We start from the raw sequence: 20,604 nt of genomic DNA, 5'->3' as shown, positions 1-20,604 counted from the left end.
AGTCAGATGACTACAACTTCCGCAACCCGTCCCCGGAAACCGCCCACCGGCCGGGCGGAAGTGGCCGCGGCGATCCTCGAGGCCGCCACCGATCTGTTCGCCGAACGGGGACCAGCCGCGACGTCGATCCGCGACATCGCCGCGCGCTGCGGGGTCAATCACGGGCTGGTGTTCCGCCACTTCGGCACCAAGGAGCAACTGGTCGGCGCGGTGCTCGACCATCTGGGCGCCAACCTGAGCGCCCTGCTGGCGACCGACACGCCCGCGGAGGTGGTGGAGCAGTCACTGGACCGGCAGATGCGGGTGATGGCCCGCACCGTGCTCGACGGGTATCCGGCCGGACAGCTGCAGAAGCGCTTTCCCAACATCGCCACCCTGCTCGACGGGGTGCGGCCGCTGCATGACGACGAGCTGCACGCGCGCCTGGCCGTCGCCAATGCCCTTGCGCTGCAGTTCGGTTGGCGGCTGTTCGCGCCCATCCTGCGGGCGGCGACGGGGATCGAGGAGCTGACCGACGCCGAGCTACGCCGGGCGGCCGGCGCCGAGGTGGAGCGGATCCTGAGGTCCCCCGACCCTCACTGACCCGGCGACGACCGCGACACCGCCCGCCGGTGGGTGGGCTCGCGGCCCGGCGGTTGCTGCGGCGGCGGCAGCAGCGGCTTGCGGGGACGCACCGCGACGGTGGTCGGGGACTGGGTGCTGAGCTCCAGCTCGGCGCCGGCGTGCTGGATGGTCAGCTCGCCGCCGGGCCCGTCGCGCAGCGTGTAGGTGACATCGGCGTGGTTGACGTCCACGGTGACCCGGAAATCGCGCCACCGCAGCCGGAACCGCAACCGCGAAATCCCGTCGGGCAGTTGGGGATCCAGCGACAGAACGCCCTCGTCGTCGCGCAGCCCGCCGAACCCGGACACCAGCGCCGTCCACGCGCCGGCCAGCGAGGCCATGTGCAGGCCGTCGCGGGTGTTGTGGTGCAGGTCGCGCAGGTCGATCAGGGCGGCCTCGTAGGCGTAGTCGTGGGCCAGTTCCAGATGCCCGACCTCGGCGCACATCACCGCTTGCGTGCACGCCGACAGCGACGAGTCGCGCACCATCCGCGGCTCGTAGTAGTCGACGTTGCGGGCCTTCTGCTCGGGCGTGAACGCGTGGCTCTGCCAGTGCATCGCCAGCACCAGGTCGGCCTGCTTGATCACCTGCGCCGGGTAGAGGCGCACGTAGGCCTCGTGCAGCAGCAGCGGGTAGGTGGTGTTGTGCTCGAAGTCCCATTCCGCGAAGGTGGTGAAGCCCTCGCACTGCTGGTGCACGCCCAGGCCGGAGTCGTAGGGGATCTTGACGGCGTCGGCGGCGTCGCGCCACGCCGCGGTCTCCTCAGTGGTGACGCCCAGCGCCTTGGCCCCGTCGGGGTGGCGGTTGCAGGCCTCGGCCGCGACGCGCAGGTTGTGCGCGGCCATCAGGTTGGTGAAGACGTTGTCGCGGACCACCGCGGTGTACTCGTCGGGGCCGGTGACGCCGTCGAGGTGCCAGACGCCGTGCCGGTCGTGGTGGCCCAGCGAGAGCCACAGCCGGGCGGTTTCGACCAGCACCGGCAGCCCGCACTCGGCCTCCAGGTCGTCGTCGCCGGTGACGATGCGGTAGCGCTCGAAGGCCATCGCGATGTCGGCGTTGATGTGCCAGGCCGCCGTGCCGGCCGGCCAGTAGGCCGAGCATTCCTGTCCGCGGATGGTGCGCCACGGAAACGCGGCGCCCTCCAGGCCCAGCTCGGCCGCGCGCTCCTTGGCCAGGTCCAGGGTGGAGGCGCGCCACCGCAGCGCGTCGGCGACGGTGTGCGGCGCGGTGTAGGTCAGCACCGGCAGCACGTATCCCTCGGTGTCCCAGAAGGCGTGGCCGTCATACCCGGTTCCGGTGAGCCCTTTGGCGGCGATCGCGCGGCGTTCGGCGCGGGCGCTGGCCTGCAACAGGTGGAACAGCCCGAAGCGGACGGCCTGCTGGGATTCGGGGTCGCCCTCCACCTCGACATCGGCGCAGTCCCAGAAGTTGTCCAGGTACTTGCGTTGCGATTCCAGCAGCCCCGGCCATCCGGTGTAGCGGGCGCTGTGCAGCGCGGCGGCCACCTGGTCGCGCAGCGCCGGCCGCGAGCGCATGCTCGACCACCCGTAGGCGAGGTATTTGACGATGCGCAGTTTCTGTCCCGCGCGCAGCCCGCAGATCACCGTGGTCCGCGCCAGGTCGGCCCGCGAATCCGTGCTGACCTCCACGCGTCCGGGAACCTCGACTTCGTGGTCCATGCCGGCGGCCATCATCAGCGCGCTACTGCGGGTGCGGTGTATGAGAAGCGCACCGGTGTCGGTGTTTTCGTGGTCGACCTCTTCGAGCGGGTTCTCCAGGATGGCCGACACCCGCGGGTCGCCCGAGGTCTGCGGCTGGTCCTCGTTGGTGACCAATTCGGATTGCACCGTCACCCGGACGAAGTCGCCGACGGCTTGCACGACGTACTCGATGGCGGCGACGCCGCGTTGGGCCAGCGACACCAGCCGGGTGGAGACCACCTTGACCTCTTTGCCCGCGGGCGAGCGCCAGTACGCGCTTCGCGTCAGCGTTCCGCCGCGCAGGTCGAGAGTGCGCTCGTGGGAAAGCAATTCGCCGTAGCGGACGTCGAAGGGCTCGTCCTCGACCAGGAGCCGGATGATCTTGCCGTTGGTGACGTCGACCAGCGTCTGGCCGGCCTCCGGGTAGCCGTAGCCGGCCTCGGCGTAGGGCAGTGGCCGGATCTCGTAGAAGGAGTTCAGGTAGGTGCCCGGCAGCCCGTAGGGCTCGCCCTCGTCCAGGTTGCCGCGCAGCCCGATGTGCCCGTTGGACAGGGTGAACAGGGATTCCGACTGGGCCAGCAGGTTGAGGTTGAGCTGGGTCTCGCGCACGTGCCAGGGGTCGACGGGAAACGATTCGTCGGCGATCATGACGCCAGCAGCTCGGCGAGATCGCTGACCACCACGTCGGCGCCGTTGCGGCGCAAATCCTCGGCCTGGCCCACCCGGTCGACACCTACCACGAAACCGAAATTACCGGCCCGGCCCGCGGCCACCCCGGACAAGGCGTCCTCGAACACCGCCGCCGCGCCGGCGGGGACGTCGAGCAGCTGCGCCCCGCGCAGGAAGGAGTCCGGCGCCGGCTTGCCGGCCAGGTGTTCCTCGCGCAGCGTGATGCCGTCCACCCGCTGCTGCACGAACCGGTCCAGGCCGGTGACCTCGAGCACGTCGCGGGTGTTGGCGCTGGACGACACCACCGCGATGCCCAGGCCGGCGGCCGAGGCCGCCTCGAGGTAGCGCCGCGACCCGTCGAACACCTTGACGCCGTCCTGTTTGAGGACCTTCTGGAACATGTCGTTCTTGCGGTTGCCCAGGCCGTAGATCGTCTCCGCGTCTCCCGCGTCGTCCGGGCTGCCGTCGGGCAGGTGAATGCCGCGGCTCTGCAGGAACGACCGCACCCCGTCCTCGCGCTTCTTGCCGTCGACGTATTTGCGGTAGTCGGCGGCCGGGTCGAACGGGACGAACGTCTCGCCGGTGCGCTTGGCCCGGTCGGCCAGGTAGGCGTCGAACATCGCCTTCCAGGCCTTGGTGTGCACGCTGGCGGTGTCGGTGAGCACGCCGTCGAGGTCGAACAGGCAGGCGTGCACTTTCTCGGGCAGACCCAGCACGGGCACTCGCTTCCGGTGGTTGGGGTCGGGCGGTATCCACTCCACCATGCGGAAGGGACATGTCGCCACCGATCGCCGGCGCGCCGGACGTCAGACCCCGCTGTCGCGCGGGTCCGGCGGGGCCCAGCTGCCCGGGAGCAGGGGCATGCCGGCCCCGCCGCCGAACTCATCCCCGGCCAGCTGGGTCAGGCCCGCGGCCGCAACGGTTTCCCGGGGCGCCGTGCCGGCGAAGCCCAGGTTTCCGGCACCGCGCGGGGACGCCGTCGTCGCCGGCTCGTCCCAGTCCGGATCGACGCCGACATTCATGTCCATGAATTCGTCGCCGCGGCGCCGCGACCGCTGGCGGCGCCGGGCATGTGCCGCCTCCCGGACGGCCGCCCCGGCGCCGACCGCATTCGAATCCGGTTGGGGTGACTTGCTTTTCGCGCGGGCGTCGACGCTCGCTCTCGCTTTCGAGCCGAACCCAACACCGGGCGGTGCGACGGCGTAGGGAGGCGCAAACGGGGCCGCGCCCGGGGCCGGTGGCGCCGGCGGTGCCGGGCTGGACACGGTGGCCGCCGTAGGAGCAGGCGTGGGCGCGGGCGCCGGCACCGAAGCCGCGGCCGAAGCGGCGATCGGGGTCGCGCCGGCCGTCGCCGGCAGGCCGGTCGGCGCCGCGGCGGATGGGGTCGCCGGCTCCGCGACCGGCGCGGGGAGGGGCGGCTGCCCGGCCACGCCCGCGAAGCCGGCCAGCGCCCCGAACGGCGCCGCGGCGACGAGCGCGGGCACCAACAGCAGCTGGGGTTGCGTCGGAAGCCAACTGGCGAGCTGGGCCAGGTGGGTCGGCCAGTCGAGCAGCACCAGTTCGGTGATGAATTGGAAAGCCGCCGCGGGGTTTTCCTGCAGCAGGGCCCCGAACTGTTGGAAATCGGAAAACAGCTCCAGGGCCCGCACCACCCACCACAGCGGGTCGGCGGGGCTGGTGTAGGCCTCGTACGGCAACCCGTTGAGGGTGCCCTCGACCGGGTCCCAGTCGATGCCGAACAGCCGCAGGATCTGGGCGACGAACTGGTTGAGCGGGCTGTCGAACCCGTGGTCGTGATCGTGGTCATCCCCGTGCTCGTGGTCGTCGTGGTCGTGCGCCGCGGTGGATTTCAGGATGGACGGCGCCGGGTCCGGCTGCGGGACGGCTGCCACCGCCGCGGTGGAGACCGCTTGATACGTCGCCATGGTGCCGGCGGCCTGGACCCACATCCGCGCATAGTCGGCCTCGTTGACGGCGATCGGAATGGTGTTGATCCCAAAGAAATTCGTCGCCACCAGCGCGCCGTGGACGGCGTGGTTGGCGGCCAGCTCCGGCAGCGTCGGCATCGCCGCCAACGCGGCGGTATAGGCGGTGCCCGCGGTCTCGTGCTGGGCGGCCGCCGCCGCGCTGTGCGCGCTGGCCCGCGTCAACCATGCCAGATACGGGCCGTGCGCGGCGACATAGGATTCGGCGCTCGGCCCCTGCCACGCGCCGGCCTGCGCCGATGCCAGTAACCCACTGAGTTCCTCTGCCGCCGAGGCGTATTCGGCGCCCAACGCGCTCCACGCCGCCGCGGCGGCGAACACCGACGCCGGCCCGGGGCCGCTGCTCAACAACGCCGAGTGCACCTCCGGCGGGGACGCCATCCAGATCGGTGCGGTCATCGCGGGCACTGTCGTCACGGCAACTCCTGGGCTGGTTGGGATTGCGGAATCACCGAAAAGATAAGTGAAAATGATTATCGTTATCAGCAGCGGCCGGGAGGCTCATATCGAAGGCATAGAATTCGCTCGGTGCCGCGCTTTCGCTGCGGGCGTCGGGGGCCGGGGCCGGCGGAGGCGGCCACTAGACTTCTGGCGTGGCCGAATCCCCCCCCACCGAGGTGCCCGAACCGCCCGCTCGACCCGTGTTGGTGGTCGACTTCGGTGCCCAGTACGCGCAGCTGATCGCCCGGCGGGTGCGTGAGGCGCGGGTCTTCTCCGAGGTCATTCCACACACCGCGACGATCGAGGAGATCAAGGCCCGCCAGCCGCGGGCGCTGGTGCTCTCCGGCGGCCCGTCCAGCGTCTACGAGCCGGGCGCCCCGCAACTGGATCCGGCGGTGTTCGACCTGGGGGTGCCGGTGTTCGGCATCTGCTACGGATTTCAGGCCATGGCGCAGGCTTTGGGCGGCACCGTCGCGCACACCGGCACCAGCGAATACGGTCGCACCGAGCTGAAAGTGCTTGGCGGCGAACTGCATTCGGGGCTACCGGGCGTGCAGCCGGTCTGGATGAGCCACGGTGATGCGGTCACCGCCGCGCCGGACGGTTTCGAGGTGGTGGCCAGCAGCCCCGGCGCCGTGGTGGCCGCGTTCGAGAACCGGGCCCGCCGCCTGGCCGGGGTGCAGTACCACCCGGAGGTGATGCACACCCCGCACGGCCAGCAGGTGCTGAGCCGGTTCCTGCACGACTTCGCCGGGCTGGGCGCGGACTGGACGGCCGCCAACATCGCCGGTGTGCTGGTGGAGCAGGTCCGCGCGCAGATCGGCGACGGCCACGCGATCTGCGGATTGTCCGGCGGGGTGGATTCCGCGGTGGCCGCCGCTCTGGTGCAGCGCGCCATCGGCGATCGCTTGACGTGTGTGTTCGTCGACCACGGGTTGTTGCGTGCCGGCGAACGCGCGCAGGTGCAGCGCGATTTCGTGGCCGCCACCGGCGCCAACCTGGTCACCGTCGACGCGGCGGACACCTTCCTGCAGGCGCTGGCCGGGGTGACCAACCCGGAGGGCAAGCGCAAGATCATCGGCCGGCAGTTCATCCGGGCGTTCGAGGGCGCGGTGCGAGATGTGTTGGGGGACAAGCCGGTCGAGTTCCTGGTGCAGGGCACGCTGTATCCCGACGTGGTGGAGTCCGGCGGGGGCAGCGGCACCGCGAACATCAAGAGCCACCACAACGTCGGGGGGCTGCCCGGCGACCTGAAGTTCACCCTCGTCGAGCCGCTGCGGCTGCTGTTCAAGGACGAGGTGCGCGCGGTCGGCCGGGAACTGGGGCTGCCGGAGGAAATCGTTGCGCGCCAACCCTTTCCGGGTCCCGGCCTGGGCATCCGGATCGTCGGCGAGGTCACCGCGACGCGGCTGGACACGCTGCGGCGGGCGGACTCGATCGCGCGCGAGGAACTCACCGCCGCCGGCTTGGACTCGCTGATCTGGCAGTGCCCGGTGGTGCTGCTCGGTGAGGTCCGCTCGGTGGGGGTGCAGGGCGACAACCGCACCTACGGACATCCGATCGTGCTGCGGCCGGTGACCAGTGAGGACGCCATGACCGCGGACTGGACCCGGGTCCCCTACGAGGTGCTGGAACGGATCTCGACCCGCATCACCAACGAGGTCCCCGAGGTCAACCGCGTGGTGCTGGACATCACCAGCAAGCCGCCCGGCACCATCGAGTGGGAGTAGCCGCCCCGCCGGAAATGGGCTCGGGCTGCCGTCAGCCGGACGGGATGGTCGCCGCGCCGCCGCCGAGGGCGCGCGGCGCGATCCGCCTGTGAGGGCGTTTTCCCGGTAGCAGGCCTCGGTGAATTTGACGACGTGCTCGTCGCCGTGCACGACGGCGCGGCTTCCGCCGGCTTCCTACCGGCCCGGCCCGGCGTTGCCACTCGGGGCAAAAAAGCACCATCCGTCCCACCGGCACCGAGCGCATAAGGCTGCCCCTTACGTTTCTTGACGGTTGTCGGAGGGTGGGTGTTTACTCCCCAGTGAATCGAACATGCGTTCGAAACCTTCGGGCGACGAGTGGCGACAGGAGGCTGGTCATGACCGCGGCTTTCGCCTCCAGTCGCCACGAAGAAACCCGCGCCGAGCGGCTGGAATCGCTGCGCCGGCGGATGGCGGAGATGTCCGGGAGGATGTCCGGGGCGGCGTCCGGTGCCGCCGCCCCCGCCGACCTGCTGGGCGCGGAATCTTTGCTGGCCCTGCCGCGGTGGCTGGCCGAATCGGTGCGGGTGCCCCGGGGGTCGGTGGCGGTGCTCTCGGGCGCCCGGTCGCTGCTGTTGAGCATGGTGGCCGCGGTGACGGCGGCCGGGGGCAACGCCGCGATCGTCGGCCAGCCGGACATCGGGCTGCTGGCCGCCGCCGAGATGGGGGCGGACCTGAGCCGGCTCGCGGTGATCCCGGACCCCGGGACCGATCCGGTGGAGGTGGCCGCGGTGCTGGTCGACGGCATGGATCTGGTGGTCCTCGGGCTGGGCGGGCGCCGGGTGCCGCCGACCCGGGCCCGGGCGGTGGTGGCGCGGGCCCGCAGCAAGGGCTGCACCCTGCTGGTCACCGGCGGCGATTGGCAGGGCGCGCCGACGCGGCTCGCGGCCCGGGTCTGTGGCTATGAGGTCACACCGGCCCAGTGGGGAAAACCCGCCCCGGGGTTCGGGCGCATCAGCGGGGTGCGGCTGCAGGTCAGCGGGATGTGCGCGGGACGGCGGGTGGCGGCCCAGGCGCGGGCGGGGTGAATTCCGGTGGTAACCCCTTCTGGTTCAAGGGTTTTGGCGATCTGGTGCATGGACTGGCCCGCGGTGGCGGCGGCGGCCGCCGCGGAGCTGCCCGCCACCGCCCCGGTCGCGGTCACGTTGGCCAACCGGGTGATCGCCTGCTCGTCGGCCGCCCGCGCGGCCGGGGTGCGGCGGGGCCTGCGCCGCCGGGAGGCGGCGGCCCGGTGCCCGCAACTGCATGTCAGCACCGCCGACGCGGACCGCGACGCCCGCTTCTTCGAAGCGGTGATCGCGGCGGTGGACGACCTGGTGCCCCGCGCCGAGGTGCTGCGGCCCGGGCTGCTGGTGCTGCCGGTGCGCGGGGCGGCCCGCTACTTCGGGTCCGAGGAGGCCGCGGCCGAGCGGCTGGTCGACGCGGTGGCCGTGAGCTCCGTGGCCGGCGCCGAGTGCCAGGTCGGGATCGCCGACCGGTTGTCCACCGCGGTCCTGGCGGCGCGGGCGGGCCGGATCGTGGAGCCGGGAGGCGACGCGAAGTTCCTGTCGGTGCTGTCCGTCCGCCAACTCGCCACCGAGCCGAGCCTGTCCGGCCCCGGCCGCGAAGAGCTGACGGACCTGTTGTGGCGGATGGGAATTCGCACCATCGGGCAGTTCGCCGCGCTGGCCCGCGGCGACGTGGCGTCCCGGTTCGGCGCCGACGGGGTGGCCGCGCACCGGCTGGCCCGCGGCGAACCCGAACGGCCGCCCTCCGGGCGGGAACCCCCGGCCGAGCTCGAGGCCGTGCTGGACTGCGACCCGCCGATCGACCGGGTGGACGCCGCGGCGTTCGCCGGGCGCTCGCTGGCCGGCACGCTGCATCAGGCGCTGATGGCCGCCGGCGTGGGCTGCACCCGGCTGGCCATTCACGCCGTCACCGGGAGCGGCGAAGAACGCCACCGGGTGTGGCGGTGCGCCGAGCCGTTGACCGAAGACGCCACCGCCGACCGGGTGCGCTGGCAACTCGACGGCTGGTTGAGCAACCGCACCGCGCGCGATCGTCCCACCGCCCCGGTGACGCTGTTGCGGCTGCGGGCGGTGGAGGTGGTCTCCGCCGAGGCGCTGCAATTGCCGCTCTGGGGCGGCCTGGGCGAGGAGGACCGGCTGCGGGCCCGCCGGGCGCTGGTGCGGGTGCAGGGCTTGCTCGGCCCGGAGGCGGTGCGGGTACCGGTGCGCTCCGGTGGCCGCGGCCCGGCCGAGCGCATCACCTTGATCCCGCTCGGCGACGAGCCGGTGCCGCAGGCCGATCCCGACCTGCCGTGGCCCGGCCGGCTGCCCGAGCCGTCACCGTCGGTGTTGCTCGACGATCCGGTGGAATTGCTTGACGCCCAAGGTAATCCGATACGCGTCAGCAGTCGGGGGCTGTTCTCCGCCGACCCTGCGCGCCTGGTCGTCCACGGCCGGGGCGAGCGGCTGTGCTGGTGGGGCGGGCCCTGGCCGGTCGACGAGCGGTGGTGGGACGACCGGGGTCAGGGCGGGGGCCGTACCGCCCGCGCGCAGGTTCTGCTGGAAAGCGAACGCGCGCTGCTGCTGTGCTACCGGCAAAGGAGATGGTATTTGGAGGGAAGCTACGAATAACGTTGTGGTGCAACATGTTCGACGCGGCGAAGCGCGTCCGGCGTCAGGTCCTTCAGCGAGGGGTAGCCGTCGACGGCCATGATCAGGTCCGCCTCGGCCAGCAGCGAGCGCAGCACGTGCACGATGCCGTCGACGCCCCCGAGCGCCAGCCCGTAGGCGTAGGGGCGGCCGATGCCGACCGCGGTCGCCCCCAGCGCCAGCGCCTTGACGATGTCGGCACCGCTGCGCACACCCGAGTCGAACAGCACCGGCAACCCGTCAGCCGCCTCGACCACCCCGGGCAGGCAGTCCAGGCAGGGCAACCCGCCGTTGGCTTGCCGGCCGCCGTGGTTGGAGCAGTAAATGGCGTCCACCCCAATGTCTTTGGCGCGGCGCACGTCGTCGGGGTGGCAGATGCCCTTGGCCATCAGCGGCAGGCTGGTCGTCGACCGCAGCCATTCCAGGTCCTCCCACCGGAACGGCCCGCCGAAGATCGGCAGCTTGCGCACCGCCGCCTCGGTGGGGTCTTCGCCGCGGCTCAACCCGGCGCGAAAAACCGGATCGCTGGTGTAGTTGGCCAGGCATCCGCTGGGCACCTGGGGGTAGTTCCCGCCGCTCAGGTCGCGGGGCCGCCAGCCGGTCACCCAGGTGTCCAGGGTGACGGCGATGCCCTTGAAGCCGGCCGCCTCGGCCCGGTGCACCAGGCTGGCGGCCATCTTGCGGTCCGGTGGGGTGTAGAGCTGGAAAAACGCTGGGGTGTCGCCCAATTCGTCGGCCAGGTCCTCCATCGGATCGGCCGACAGCGTGCCGACGAAGAACGGGACGCCGGTGCGGATCGAGGCCCGAACGCAGGCCAGGTCGCCGTGGCCGTCGGGGTCGCATACCCCGATCACGCCGATGGGCGCCATGAATATCGGTGACGGGAACCGGGTGCCGAACAGCTCGACGGACATGTCGCGCTGTTCGGGGGCGATCCCCATCCGCGGGTACAAGCCCCACCGCTTGAACGCCTCGCAGTTGGCCCGCTGGGTGTGCTCGTCGCCGGCGCCGCCGGCGACATACCCCAGCACCTTCGGGGTCATCGCCGCCGACGCCTTGGCCTCCAGCTCCTCGAATCTGATCGGATACTGCGGCTGGTTGCCGTGCAACGACTGGTCGTAGAGCTCGTTCTGATACTCGGCGAAGGCCATAGTCGCTGCTTTACCCTCTGCTCGGATCACCAAACGAGGGCCGGCGCGACGGTGGTTTCAGTACCGTCCGAAGGCGATGGCGACGTTGTGGCCGCCGAAGCCGAACGAGTTGTTGATCGCGTACTGGTAGTTGCCCGGTCGCGGTTTGCCCGCCACCACGTCCAAATCGATTTCGGGGTCGAGGTTTTCCAGGTTCAGGGTGGGCGGGACGACCTGGTCGCGCAGGGCCAGCACGGTCAGGATGGACTCGACGGCGCCGACGGCGCCGACCGAGTGGCCGAGCGCGGCCTTGGGGGCGTAGACGGCGGCGTTGCCGCCGTGCGGGCCCAGCGCGTTGTTGATGGCCTTGCTCTCGGCCACGTCGCCCACCGAGGTGCCGGTGGCGTGCGCGTTGACGTGATCGATGTCGCCGGGCGTCAGGCCGGCCAGCTGGATGGCGCGGCTCATGGCGTGTCCGGCGCGTTCGCCGTTGGGGTCCGGGGCGACCATGTGGTAGCCGTCGGAGGTGATGCTGGCGCCCATGATGCGGGCCAGGATGTTGGCGCCGCGGGCCTTGGCGTGTTCCTCGGTTTCGATCACCATCAGCGCGCCGGCCTCGCCGAACACGAAGCCGGTGCGGTCCCGGTCGAACGGGCGGCAGGCGCCGACGGGGTCGTCGTTCTTGGTCGACATCACGATGCGCATCTGGGCGAACGCCGCGATCGCCACCGCCTCGATGCGGACCTCCACGCCGCCGCAGATTGCGACGTCGGCCTCGCCGAAGACGATGCTGCGCCACGCCTGGGCGATGCCCTCGGAGCCCGACGCGCACGCCGACACCGGCGTGATCACGCCGGCCTTGGCGTGCCGTTCCAGGCCCACCGCGACGGCCGCGCCGTCGGGCATGTACTTCGACACCGCCAGCGGCGAGACCCCCTTCATGCCCCGCGCACGCAGGTCGTCGTAGCTGAACACGATCTGCTCCGCCGAGCCCAGGCCGGTGCCGATGGACACCATGAGCCGGTTACTGTCAACTTCGGGCGAGCCGGCGTTCTCCCAGACCCGCCGGCCCAGCACCGTCGACATCATCTGCAGGTAGCCCATCCGGTGCCGCTCGGCCCGGGTCAGCCCGTCGTCGAAATCCTCCAGCAGGTGACCGCCGATGCGCACCGGCAGGTCGAACTCCTCGACGAAGGAATCCTCGAGCTTGCGGATACCACTTTGACTGTCCAGCAACAGCTTCCAGGTGGTATCGGCGTCGGTTGCCAGCGCGGTCGTCATGGCGATGCCAGTGACGACCACGTTCGGCAGCGTTTCCCCGGTAACCAGCTCCGTCATGACACTCGATACCTTTCACTTGACGGGAGCCGTCCACGCGTGACGTCGCGCCCCCACTCGTCCATCTTCATGAAAACACAATCCGCCGACGTCACCGGCGCAGGTGACCGGCAACCGCCGATTTTCGTGTGACGGCCCGCCTTCGTTTCGCGGATACCGTCGTCACTGGCCGCCGCCCACCCGGCGGGCGAACGGCCCCACCCGTTCGATGAACCGGTCGAAGAATGCCGCCGAGTCCACATCAATCCCGATGAGCGCGTTGGGTTCTCGACGACCCGACCAGTCGGTGACCGTCATGGCGCGGGTCAGGGTGCCGGTCAACTCGATCTCCACCGTCGCCGGACGGGTGGCCACCAGCGTGGGGTCCAGCGCGACGGCGGCGGCCAACGGGTCGTGCATGTGCGCCTGATAGCCGTGGCCGAGGTCGTGATAGGCCTCCAGGTAGAACCGCATCGCGTCCTCGATCACCCGGATCAGCGGGTTGGCGGCCGCCGACCGGGTTCCGGGTTCGTCGTCGGCACTCAGCGGGCGGGTGCCGGAGTCCGCGGCGGTGGCCAGCCGCGTCAGGTGATCCGGCGTCATCGCCACCTTGCGGGTCAGGTCCAGCCCGCACAGGATCGGCAGCCGCTCCCGTCCGGCGTCGGCGCCACCCCAGCCGGCCAGCACCTCGGCCGCGGCCTCGGGGTCCACGCTGATGTTCCATTCCGCCACCGCGGTGGTGTTGCCCCGATGGTCGTAGGAGCCGCCCATGATCACCAGCCGGCGCAGCAGGGTCGGCAGCGCGGGCTCGGCCCGCAGCGCCAGCGCCAGGTTGGTCAGCGGCCCGGTCGCCACCCCGATCAGCTCCCCGGGGTGGGCGTGCGCGGCGCGCACCCAGGCGCTCGCCGAGTCGTGGTCGGTGACCCGGTGGTCGCTGGGCGGTAGCTCGGCATAGCCCAATCCCCTGGGGCCGTGGACTTTTGACGGCAGCCGCATCGGGCCGGTCAGGGTCTGCCCGGATCCCTTGGACACCGGGATGCCGGTCAGCCCGCACAGCTGCAGCAGGCCCAGGTTGTTTTCGCAAACCTGCTCCACCGCAACGTTTCCGCCGGTCGATGCGATGCCCACCACGTCGGCGTCCGGGCTGGCGAACAGGTACATCAGCGCCAGCGCATCATCCACGCCGGTGTCGACATCGACGAAAACTGGAGTCACCGCGGCCACGATACCGCGACGATCAGGGCCGGCCGGACGCGAAGGTGATCACCAGGACGTCCCGGCGGGCCGGGCCGTCGCCCTCGAGCGGCCGGATCGGCGACACCTGGTGCAGGGTGCGGCGGTCGTCGCTGACCAGCAGGGTGCCCGGCTCGGCCAGCGTCGCCGCCAGCAGCCGCCGGCCGTCGGCCTCGTACACCGCGCTCTCGCCGCCGATGGCGTTGCGCCGGGCCACCAACAGCGAGCTGACCAGGGTGACACCGTCGCGGTGCCGGCCCTCGGGCGTCGGTTGTCCGCCGGTGCCGCACTCCTGCGGAGCCGACCGGATGCGGAACGGGTGCACCTGGACGTTCCACTCGCCGACCTCGTCGAGGGCGGCGGCGATCCGGGACAGCAGCCGTATCACCTTGTGCAGCAATGGGTCCCGGGCGAACTCGTCGGTCAGCGGCGCGAAGTCGCGGTCCTGGCCGACATAGAGCGGATTGGAGTCGTCGGGCTGCGCGAAGGCCCGGTGGGCCATCGGGTGCAGCACGCCGTCGCGCAGCAGGTACCGGCCGTACCGGCGCAGCCGGGTGACACCCAGTTCGGCCGCATACGGGTCGGGCGCCAGCCGGTCCCAGTGCCGGGCGAACCGCGTCCACTCCTCGCGGCCCACACCCAGGCTGCGCGTCACACTCAGCGCGGGCAGCACCGCCGCGCCCGTCGCGGCCACCAGTTCGGCGGCCACTCCCACGGGATCGATGTCAGTCCGGCCGGCACTGCCTACCATCGCGCCGTAGTACCGCGATCGCGCCCGGGTAAACGTGTGCGCGGATCACCAGTGCACGCCGGGGACCAGGCGCACCAGCCGCCTGACCGGGCGCGGTGTGCGCAGGCCGCGCGTGACGGCGCGGACGGGCCGGCGCGGCTTGCGGGGTGCAGTGCGTTCGATGCGTTCCGCCGGCCGGGGTTCGGTGGCCACCCCGCGCGCCGCGGCCGAGTCCGGGTAGCCGAGGTAGAGCTGGTGCAGGACCCGCCGAGAAGTCCTGGGCGCGAAGTAATTTCCGGCCTCGGCCAGGGTGCCCAGCGGGGTGTCGATGCGGGCCGGCTTTTCCACCAGCCCGCGCACCACCATCGCCGCTGCGCGCTCCGGGCTGATCGCCCGCACCGGGTTGAGCCGGTGCGACGGCACGATCATCGGGGTGCGCACCAGCGGCATGTGGATGTTGGTGAAGGTGATGTGGTCGGACAGCACCTCCGAGCCGACCACGTCGGCGAACGCGTCCAGGGCCGCCTTGGTCGGCAGATAGGAGCTGTACTTGGGGTTGCGTGCCTGCACACCGGCGCTGGACACGTTGACGACGTGACCGAATCGCCGCTCCCGCCAATGCGGCAGCAGCGCCAGCACCATCCGCACCGCGCCGAAGTAGTTGACGGCCATCACCCGTTCGTAGTCGTGCAGCCGATCGGTCGAGTTGACCACCGAGCGGCGGATCGACCGGCCGGCGTTGTTCACCAGGTAATCGACGTGGTCGAACCGGCCCAGGATGTCTTTGACGGTGTGTTCCACCGACGCGGAATCGGTGACGTCGCAGGTAAAGGCATGGGCCGCACCGCCATTGGCGCGGATCTCGTCGACCAGCGCGTCCAGTGCGGCGCCGTTGCGGGCCAGCGCGAACACGGTGGCGCCCCGCTGCGCGATCGCGATGGCCGACGCCCGGCCGATGCCGCTGGAGGCGCCGGTGACGATGACGTGCCGGCCGTACAGCGGTCCCCGCGGATCGTCGCGGCGCGCCCGGTCGGGGTCGAGGTGCTCGGCCCAGTACCGCCACAGCCTGGGCGTGTAGCCGGCGAACTCGGGAACTTCGATTCCGGTGCCCGCCAACGCATTTCGCGTCTTCTCGCTGACGAAGGTGGGGGCCAGGTCGACCAGGTCGAACACCTGCGCGGGGATGCCGAGCTGGGTGGCCGCCATGTCGCGCACCACCCGGGCGCGGCCGCGCACCTTGAGCACCGGGGCGGCCACCGCGCCGGGCAGCGACCCGCGCAGCGGCGGCAGCCCGGCCGCCTTGGCCACGCCCCGGTAGATGCCGCGCAGGCCGATGGTCTTCTCGGCGGTGAGGTGGAAGGTCTGCCCGTCCAGGCCGTCGGCGTGCATCAGCGCGACCAGCGCGTCGGCGACGTAGTCGACCGGCACGATGTTGGTGCGCCCGGTGTCGGGGAGCAGCATCGGGGTGAACCTGGGCAGCACCGCCAGCTTGGCCAGTACGCCGAAGAAGTAGTACGGCCCGTCCACCTTGTCCATCTCGCCGGTGCGCGAGTCGCCCACCACCACCGCCGGGCGGTAGATGCGATGACGCAGGCCGGGCGCCGAGCGCACCAGCAGCTCGGCCTCGAACTTGGTCTGGTGATACGGCGTGGGCAGTTGCTGGCCCACGTCGAAGTCGTCCTCGGTGTACTCGCCGGGGAAGTCACCGGCCACCGCGATGGACGACACGTGGTGCAGGGTGGCGCCGAGCCGTTGCGCCAGCTCGATCACGGCGCGGGTGCCGTCCACGTTGGCGGCCCGCTGCTCGGCCTCCCCGGCGGTGATGTCGTAGATCGCCGCGCAGTGCACCAGGTGGTCGACGTGTCCCAGCTCGGCCAGGGTCTCGTCGCTGAGCTCCAGCGCCGGCAGCTCTCCGACCAGCGGTTTCACCCGGTCGCCCCACGGGGTGTCGCCCCGCGCCGAGAGCCGTTCGAACCGGCCCAGCGACTGCCGGCGGACCAGCACCCACACCTGCGCGTCGGGCCGGGTTTGCAGAAGACGAGTGACGACGCGGCGACCAATAAACCCGGTACCGCCGGTAACGACATACCGCATGAAGACATCGTGGCGGTGCCGGCCTCGCGCGTCAACCGCCGAGCTTGGGGAGCGAGCTTGGGCGGCGAGCTTCGGGGCGGCCGGGGGCTAGCTGCGGAAGTCGCGGATCCCGTCCCAATCCACCAGCGTCCAGCCGGTGATCGGGTTGCCGTTGATCACCACCCGGCCGGTGTTGGGCAGCGGATGGGTGTTCATCAGGCTGTCCTTGGCGTTGCGGGTGTTCATCAGCGTCCACACCATGATCGAGTTCGCGTGCGAGAACACCACCGGGTTGCGGTGGCCGCTGTTGTAGATCTTGTTGACGGCCGCGGTGAACTGGTCGTTGAACTCCTTGCCGCTGATCGAGCCGGGGATGCTGTCGGAGACGTCGCCCTTGAGCCAGTTCGCCGGCGCCACCAGGTAGGTCGACTTCGCCATCGACTCGGGTTTGCCGTTGTACCAGCCGGCGTTGATCTCCTGGATGCCGGGCAGCACCTCGACCTGCTTGCCGAGCTCGGCGGCCAGCGGGGCCGCGGTTTGCTGGGCCCGGGTCATGGTGGAGGCGTAGACGCTGTCGTAGTCCTTGCGGCCGAGTTGGTGGGCGACCTGTTCGGCCTGCCCCTTGCCCTCCGGGGACAGACCCGGCCCGGGCACCTCGGTGTCGATGGTGCCGCTGGCGTTGGCCTCGGACTGGGCGTGCCGGACGAAGGTCACCGTGATGGACCGGGCCTGCGGTGAGCCGCCGCAGGCGGCGACGGTCACCGTCGCGGTGAGCACGGCCAGCGCCACCGAGACCTTCCGAATCATGCTGCGCGTAGGCATGAGAGATAGCCTGCCCTGCCGACGGCTCCGCTGGGAAGGGTTTGCGATGGTTAGCGGGAGAAAAGCTCTCGAATTCCGCGAAAAGGAGAACTCCCATGGCGATTGACCCGAGTGCCGTCGGCGCGGTGACCGAACCCCTGCTGTTCGAATGGACCGACCGGGACACCCTGCTTTATGCGCTCGGTGTCGGCGCCGGGGTCGACGACCTGGCCTTCACCACCGAGAACAGCCACGGCATCGACCAGCAGGTGCTGCCCACCTACGCGGTGATCTGCTGCCCGGCCTTCGGCGCGGCCGGGCTGGTCGGAAAGTTCAACTGGGCCATGCTGTTACACGGCTCGCAGAGCATCCGGCTGCACGCGCCGCTGCCGCCGGCGGGCAAGCTCTCGGTGGTCTCGGAGGTCGCCGACATCCAGGACAAGGGCGAGGGCAAGAACGCGATCCTGGTGTTGCGCGGCCGCGGCACCGAGCCGGACTCCGGGCAGCTGATCGCCGAGACGCTGACCACCCTGGTCATCCGGGGCGAGGGCGGGTTCGGCGGGATGCCCGGGCAGCGGCCGATCGCGCCGGAATTCCCCGACCGCGAGCCCGACGCGCGGATCGCACTGCCCACCCGGGAGGACCAGGCGCTGATCTACCGGCTCTCCGGGGACCGCAACCCGCTGCACAGCGACCCGTGGTTCGCACGGGAACTGGCCGGCTTCCCCAAGCCGATCCTGCACGGGCTGTGCACCTACGGGGTGTCCGGGCGGGCGCTGGTGGCCGAGCTCGGCGGCGGCGTCGCGGCCAACATCACCTCGATCGCGTCGCGGTTCACCTCGCCGGTATTCCCCGGCGAGACGCTGACCACGCTGATCTGGCGCACCGAGCCGGGCAAGGCGGTGTTCCGCACCGAGGCGTCGAACCCGGACGGCTCCAACACCCGGGTGGTGCTCGACGACGGCGCGGTGGAGTACGCCTAACCCTCGCCGCGTTCGAGCTGATCGGCCAGCCGCTCGGTGAACTCGGCGGCCCGCGCGGGACTGTCCAGCGCGAACAGGGCCGCGGTGGCGCGGTCGCCGTCGTCGTTGTGCCGCACCAGGATTGGCACGCCCTGGACGGGCCCGCCGCGCACCGCGTCGAACGCGTCCTCGTCGGTGATGTCGTCGCCGAGGTAGACCGGCGTCAGCGCACCCGACCCGGACCGGCGCAGGTGCTCGATCACCCAGTGCAGCGTCTTGCCCTTGTCCCAGTCCAGGTCCGGGCGCAGCTCGATGACCTCGCGGCCGGTGGTCACCCGCAGCGCGTCGTGCCGGCCCGCGGCGCGCACCGCCGCCGCCACCTCGCCGACGCGGTCGCGTGCCGCGTTGCGGTAGTGCACCGCGACGCCGAATCGCTTGTGCTCCACCACAACACCCGGGATCGCGCCGAGCTCGTCGCGCAGCCGCCCGGCCGCTTGCGTCAGCACCGGGATGGCCGCGGCGGCGTCGTCGTTCTGGTGGTGGCTGCCGTCGGGCGCGGTCAGCTCGAAGCCGTGGCTTCCCGCATACCAGATCCCCGGCACCCCAACGCGTTTCGTCACGTCGGCCAGATCGCGCCCGGACAGCACCGCGACCGGGCAACGCGCGGCCAGCCGGGTCAGCGCCGCGGTGGCCCCGGCCACCGGGCGGGCCGCGTCGGGATCGTCGACGATGTCCGACAGCGTGCCGTCGAAGTCGAAGAACACCGCCGGGTGCCGACCGGCCAGCCCGCCGGCGCCGCCGGTCAGGACCTGGGAGGCATCCGGCAGCTGCGACATCCGGCGGTCGCCGGTGCGCACGGTGATCTGTTCCAGCTCGGCGATCACCGCGTCGGCCCCGGCCCCGCGCAGCCCGTCGCCGTCGCGCCCGTCGGGCGCCAGCCCGATCACCAACGCGAACCCGGCGGCGCGGGCGGCCTCGACGGCCGCGGGGTCGCCGGCCACCACCACGCAGCGGCCCGGGCGGACCCGCAGCCGGTCGGCCGCCGCCGCCGGGTCGTCCGCCGCGAACGCCGCGGTGCCCACCCCGATCTGTCCCAGTTGGCTCGCCAATGCCGAGCCCAGCGCGTCGCCGACCCCGAACAGCACCGCGTCGTGGCGGCGCGGGTCGATCACCACCGGCCCCGATTCGCCCATGAGGAAAACCTTCTCACGGCGGCACGGTCGCGCCCCGAGCCGGTCAGTGACGTGCGTGTCCGGGCGCCGATGGGTGTGCGGGCGGCACCCGGCCCAGCGGCGGGCGGGCCGCGCGGCGGCGCCGCCGGTCGGCGAACAGCAGCACGGAATCGTCGCCGAGGGCCGCCAGCCGCGCCATGCCCAGCTCGACGGCGGCGGCCAGCCGCGTGACGTCGAACCCGTCGCCCGGCCCGGCAGTGATGCCGAAAACCAGTTCGTCGCCGTAGCTGAGCACCGCCACGCCGGTGTGCAGCTGGGTGGCCGTCGGGGGGACCGGCAGCAGCCGCTCCAGCGTCTGGCCCATCACCCGCAGCCGTCGGCGCGGCCCGGGCACGTTGGTGGCCAGCGTGACGACGGCACGCTGCGGCAGCCGGGACAACAGCTGAATCAGATTGCCGCGCACCATGTTCGGGAGCAGTCCGATCGCCGATTCGACGATGCCGGCCGGCTGCGTCCCGGCGGCGGGGTTGCACCGGGCGTGCACGGTCTGCAGCCGGCGCACCGGGTCGTCGTGTTCGACGGGCAGGTGCGAGAGTACCGCCGAGCGGACCGGCAGCGGGACCAGGGTGCGCAGCGAGTCGGCCCGCGGTTGCTCGCCGCGGTCGAGCAGCACCGTGCGGAATCCCTCGGTGACGGCGGCCAGCGCGACGTCGTTGGCGCTGACACCGAATTTGCGGCAGACCCGGTCGACGTCGGCGATCGGCACCCGCACCGTGGCGTAGCGGCGCACCGGCGCCACCGCCTCGGCCCGCCCGGCGAGCCGGAGCGCCCCGAGCAGCCCACCGGTCAGCGACGACACCCGGCTCAGCGCGTCGAGCCAGCCGGTCGGGGATGAAACAGGTTGTGCTGCAGCGTTATTGGCGAACATGTCGGCGTCGGCGTCGTCGCAGAGCCGGGTGATCAGGCGGGCGGCCGGGTTGCCGTCCAGCAGGCCGTGATGGGTCTTCATCAACATCGCCCACCGGTTGCCGCGCAGGCCCTCGATCACCCAGCATTCCCACGGCGGGCGACCCGGGTCCAGCGGCCGGCGCAGCGCCTGGCCGATCACCCGCGACAGCTCGGCCTCGTCGCCGGTGCCCGCGATCGCCACCCGGCGCAGGTGCCGGGCCAGATCGAAGTCCGGGCAGTCCACCCACTCCCGGTTCAGCGGGTGCGCCCGCAGCAGCTGCGTGCACCGCGCGATCGGCAGGATACGTTCTGCCACAAGGTGTTCCAGTTGCGCGGGGTCGGGCACGGTGCCGTCGACGATGGCGACCGCCCCGATCGCCAGGCTGGCGTGCTGATCCGGATCGTGGGCCTTGAGGAACGCCGTATCGAGTGTCTGCGCCATGCTCGGTCCCGCCC

At 71.6% G+C, this 20,604-nt stretch carries 16 protein-coding genes; 5 read left to right on the top strand and 11 right to left on the bottom strand.

What is annotated here, in order from left to right:
* The first annotated feature begins 6 nt into the window (after positions 1-6).
* Positions 7-582, top strand: coding sequence for a TetR/AcrR family transcriptional regulator (locus MAA44156_RS18860; protein WP_009978885.1), 576 nt, complete (start codon positions 7-9; stop codon positions 580-582).
* On the opposite strand, the gene MAA44156_RS18855 is transcribed toward MAA44156_RS18860, so the two are convergent.
* The 3 genes from MAA44156_RS18855 to MAA44156_RS18845 are packed head-to-tail and all read right to left on the bottom strand — an operon-like array spanning position 576 to position 5,356.
* Entirely contained in the window at positions 576-2,951 is a 2,376-nt protein-coding gene (locus tag MAA44156_RS18855) for a glycoside hydrolase family 65 protein (protein WP_009978884.1), read from the bottom strand. The two genes, MAA44156_RS18860 and MAA44156_RS18855, sit on opposite strands and share 7 nt — an antisense overlap.
* On the bottom strand, positions 2,948-3,736 hold the full coding sequence (locus MAA44156_RS18850; RefSeq protein WP_009978883.1) for a beta-phosphoglucomutase family hydrolase: 789 nt from the start codon (positions 3,734-3,736) through the stop codon (positions 2,948-2,950). The genes MAA44156_RS18855 and MAA44156_RS18850 overlap by 4 nt, the downstream gene beginning before the upstream one ends.
* 42 nt (positions 3,737-3,778) lie before the next feature.
* On the bottom strand, positions 3,779-5,356 hold the full coding sequence (locus MAA44156_RS18845) for a PPE family protein (protein ID WP_062909449.1): 1,578 nt from the start codon (positions 5,354-5,356) through the stop codon (positions 3,779-3,781).
* 194 nt (positions 5,357-5,550) lie between these two features.
* On the opposite strand from MAA44156_RS18845, the gene guaA reads away from it, so the two are divergent.
* The 3 genes from guaA (at position 5,551) to MAA44156_RS18830 (ending at position 9,764) form a co-directional block, all read left to right on the top strand.
* Positions 5,551-7,128, top strand: a complete 1,578-nt coding sequence (guaA, locus tag MAA44156_RS18840; protein WP_003879026.1) for a glutamine-hydrolyzing GMP synthase — start codon at positions 5,551-5,553, stop codon at positions 7,126-7,128.
* 356 nt (positions 7,129-7,484) lie between these two features.
* Positions 7,485-8,174 carry a DnaE2-dependent mutagenesis accessory factor ImuA' gene (locus MAA44156_RS18835; protein WP_009978879.1) on the top strand — a complete coding sequence of 230 codons (690 nt, stop codon included), beginning with the start codon at positions 7,485-7,487 and terminating at the stop codon, positions 8,172-8,174.
* A gap of 48 nt (positions 8,175-8,222) precedes the next feature.
* Positions 8,223-9,764 (top strand): Y-family DNA polymerase, encoded by a 1,542-nt coding sequence (locus MAA44156_RS18830; protein WP_009978877.1) that lies wholly within the window; start codon positions 8,223-8,225, stop codon positions 9,762-9,764.
* Here MAA44156_RS18830 and MAA44156_RS18825 read toward each other — a convergent pair.
* The 6 genes from MAA44156_RS18825 to MAA44156_RS18800 all read right to left on the bottom strand — a co-directional run bounded on the left by MAA44156_RS18825 (position 9,755) and on the right by MAA44156_RS18800 (position 17,087).
* Positions 9,755-10,933: an alpha-hydroxy-acid oxidizing protein gene (locus tag MAA44156_RS18825; protein WP_009978875.1), complete on the bottom strand. Its 1,179-nt coding sequence runs from the start codon at positions 10,931-10,933 to the stop codon at positions 9,755-9,757. The two genes, MAA44156_RS18830 and MAA44156_RS18825, sit on opposite strands and share 10 nt — an antisense overlap.
* 57 nt (positions 10,934-10,990) lie before the next feature.
* A complete protein-coding gene (gene kasB / locus MAA44156_RS18820) occupies positions 10,991-12,250 on the bottom strand; it encodes a 3-oxoacyl-ACP synthase KasB (protein WP_009978874.1) in 1,260 nt (419 codons plus the stop codon).
* 162 nt (positions 12,251-12,412) lie between these two features.
* Positions 12,413-13,453, bottom strand: coding sequence for a nucleoside hydrolase (locus tag MAA44156_RS18815; RefSeq protein ID WP_009978873.1), 1,041 nt, complete (start codon positions 13,451-13,453; stop codon positions 12,413-12,415).
* Positions 13,454-13,466: 13 nt separating this feature from the next.
* Complete coding sequence (locus MAA44156_RS18810; RefSeq protein ID WP_033715475.1) at positions 13,467-14,213, bottom strand: 2OG-Fe dioxygenase family protein; 747 nt, start codon at positions 14,211-14,213, stop codon at positions 13,467-13,469.
* Between the two features lie 45 nt (positions 14,214-14,258).
* Positions 14,259-16,286, bottom strand: coding sequence for an SDR family oxidoreductase (locus MAA44156_RS18805; RefSeq protein ID WP_029248598.1), 2,028 nt, complete (start codon positions 16,284-16,286; stop codon positions 14,259-14,261).
* Positions 16,287-16,373: 87 nt separating this feature from the next.
* Positions 16,374-17,087 carry a histidine phosphatase family protein gene (locus tag MAA44156_RS18800; RefSeq protein ID WP_023863167.1) on the bottom strand — a complete coding sequence of 238 codons (714 nt, stop codon included), beginning with the start codon at positions 17,085-17,087 and terminating at the stop codon, positions 16,374-16,376.
* Positions 17,088-17,182: 95 nt separating this feature from the next.
* Between MAA44156_RS18800 and MAA44156_RS18795 the strand changes: the two genes are divergently transcribed.
* Complete coding sequence (locus tag MAA44156_RS18795) at positions 17,183-18,049, top strand: MaoC family dehydratase (protein WP_003874377.1); 867 nt, start codon at positions 17,183-17,185, stop codon at positions 18,047-18,049.
* Here MAA44156_RS18795 and otsB read toward each other — a convergent pair.
* Together otsB and MAA44156_RS18785 are read right to left on the bottom strand one after the other, a co-directional pair.
* The gene (gene otsB / locus MAA44156_RS18790) at positions 18,046-19,221 is read right to left on the bottom strand and encodes a trehalose-phosphatase (RefSeq protein ID WP_065370819.1); all 1,176 of its coding nucleotides are present in this window, start codon (positions 19,219-19,221) and stop codon (positions 18,046-18,048) included. The two genes, MAA44156_RS18795 and otsB, sit on opposite strands and share 4 nt — an antisense overlap.
* Before the next feature lie 43 nt (positions 19,222-19,264).
* On the bottom strand, positions 19,265-20,590 hold the full coding sequence (locus tag MAA44156_RS18785; RefSeq protein ID WP_009978864.1) for a wax ester/triacylglycerol synthase domain-containing protein: 1,326 nt from the start codon (positions 20,588-20,590) through the stop codon (positions 19,265-19,267).
* Positions 20,591-20,604 lie beyond the last annotated feature (14 nt).

It is taken from the genome of Mycobacterium avium subsp. avium (genome assembly GCF_009741445.1).
In the GTDB taxonomy this organism is placed as follows: Bacteria; Actinomycetota; Actinomycetes; order Mycobacteriales; family Mycobacteriaceae; genus Mycobacterium; species Mycobacterium avium.
This window is presented reverse-complemented; position numbering and strand designations above follow the sequence as displayed.

Bases quoted from the DNA above. Each gene is read 5' to 3' on its own strand.
- MAA44156_RS18860 (WP_009978885.1), top strand. From the start codon at position 7: ATGACTACAACTTCCGCAACCCGTCCCCGGAAACCGCCCACCGGCCGG.
- MAA44156_RS18855 (WP_009978884.1), bottom strand. From the start codon at position 2,951: ATGATCGCCGACGAATCGTTTCCCGTCGACCCCTGGCACGTGCGCGAG.
- MAA44156_RS18850 (WP_009978883.1), bottom strand. From the start codon at position 3,736: ATGGTGGAGTGGATACCGCCCGACCCCAACCACCGGAAGCGAGTGCCC.
- MAA44156_RS18845 (WP_062909449.1), bottom strand. From the start codon at position 5,356: ATGACCGCACCGATCTGGATGGCGTCCCCGCCGGAGGTGCACTCGGCG.
- MAA44156_RS18835 (WP_009978879.1), top strand. From the start codon at position 7,485: ATGACCGCGGCTTTCGCCTCCAGTCGCCACGAAGAAACCCGCGCCGAG.
- MAA44156_RS18830 (WP_009978877.1), top strand. From the start codon at position 8,223: ATGGACTGGCCCGCGGTGGCGGCGGCGGCCGCCGCGGAGCTGCCCGCC.
- MAA44156_RS18825 (WP_009978875.1), bottom strand. From the start codon at position 10,933: ATGGCCTTCGCCGAGTATCAGAACGAGCTCTACGACCAGTCGTTGCAC.
- kasB (WP_009978874.1), bottom strand. From the start codon at position 12,250: ATGACGGAGCTGGTTACCGGGGAAACGCTGCCGAACGTGGTCGTCACT.
- MAA44156_RS18810 (WP_033715475.1), bottom strand. From the start codon at position 14,213: ATGGTAGGCAGTGCCGGCCGGACTGACATCGATCCCGTGGGAGTGGCC.
- MAA44156_RS18805 (WP_029248598.1), bottom strand. From the start codon at position 16,286: ATGCGGTATGTCGTTACCGGCGGTACCGGGTTTATTGGTCGCCGCGTC.
- MAA44156_RS18800 (WP_023863167.1), bottom strand. From the start codon at position 17,087: ATGCCTACGCGCAGCATGATTCGGAAGGTCTCGGTGGCGCTGGCCGTG.
- MAA44156_RS18795 (WP_003874377.1), top strand. From the start codon at position 17,183: ATGGCGATTGACCCGAGTGCCGTCGGCGCGGTGACCGAACCCCTGCTG.
- otsB (WP_065370819.1), bottom strand. From the start codon at position 19,221: ATGGGCGAATCGGGGCCGGTGGTGATCGACCCGCGCCGCCACGACGCG.
- MAA44156_RS18785 (WP_009978864.1), bottom strand. From the start codon at position 20,590: ATGGCGCAGACACTCGATACGGCGTTCCTCAAGGCCCACGATCCGGAT.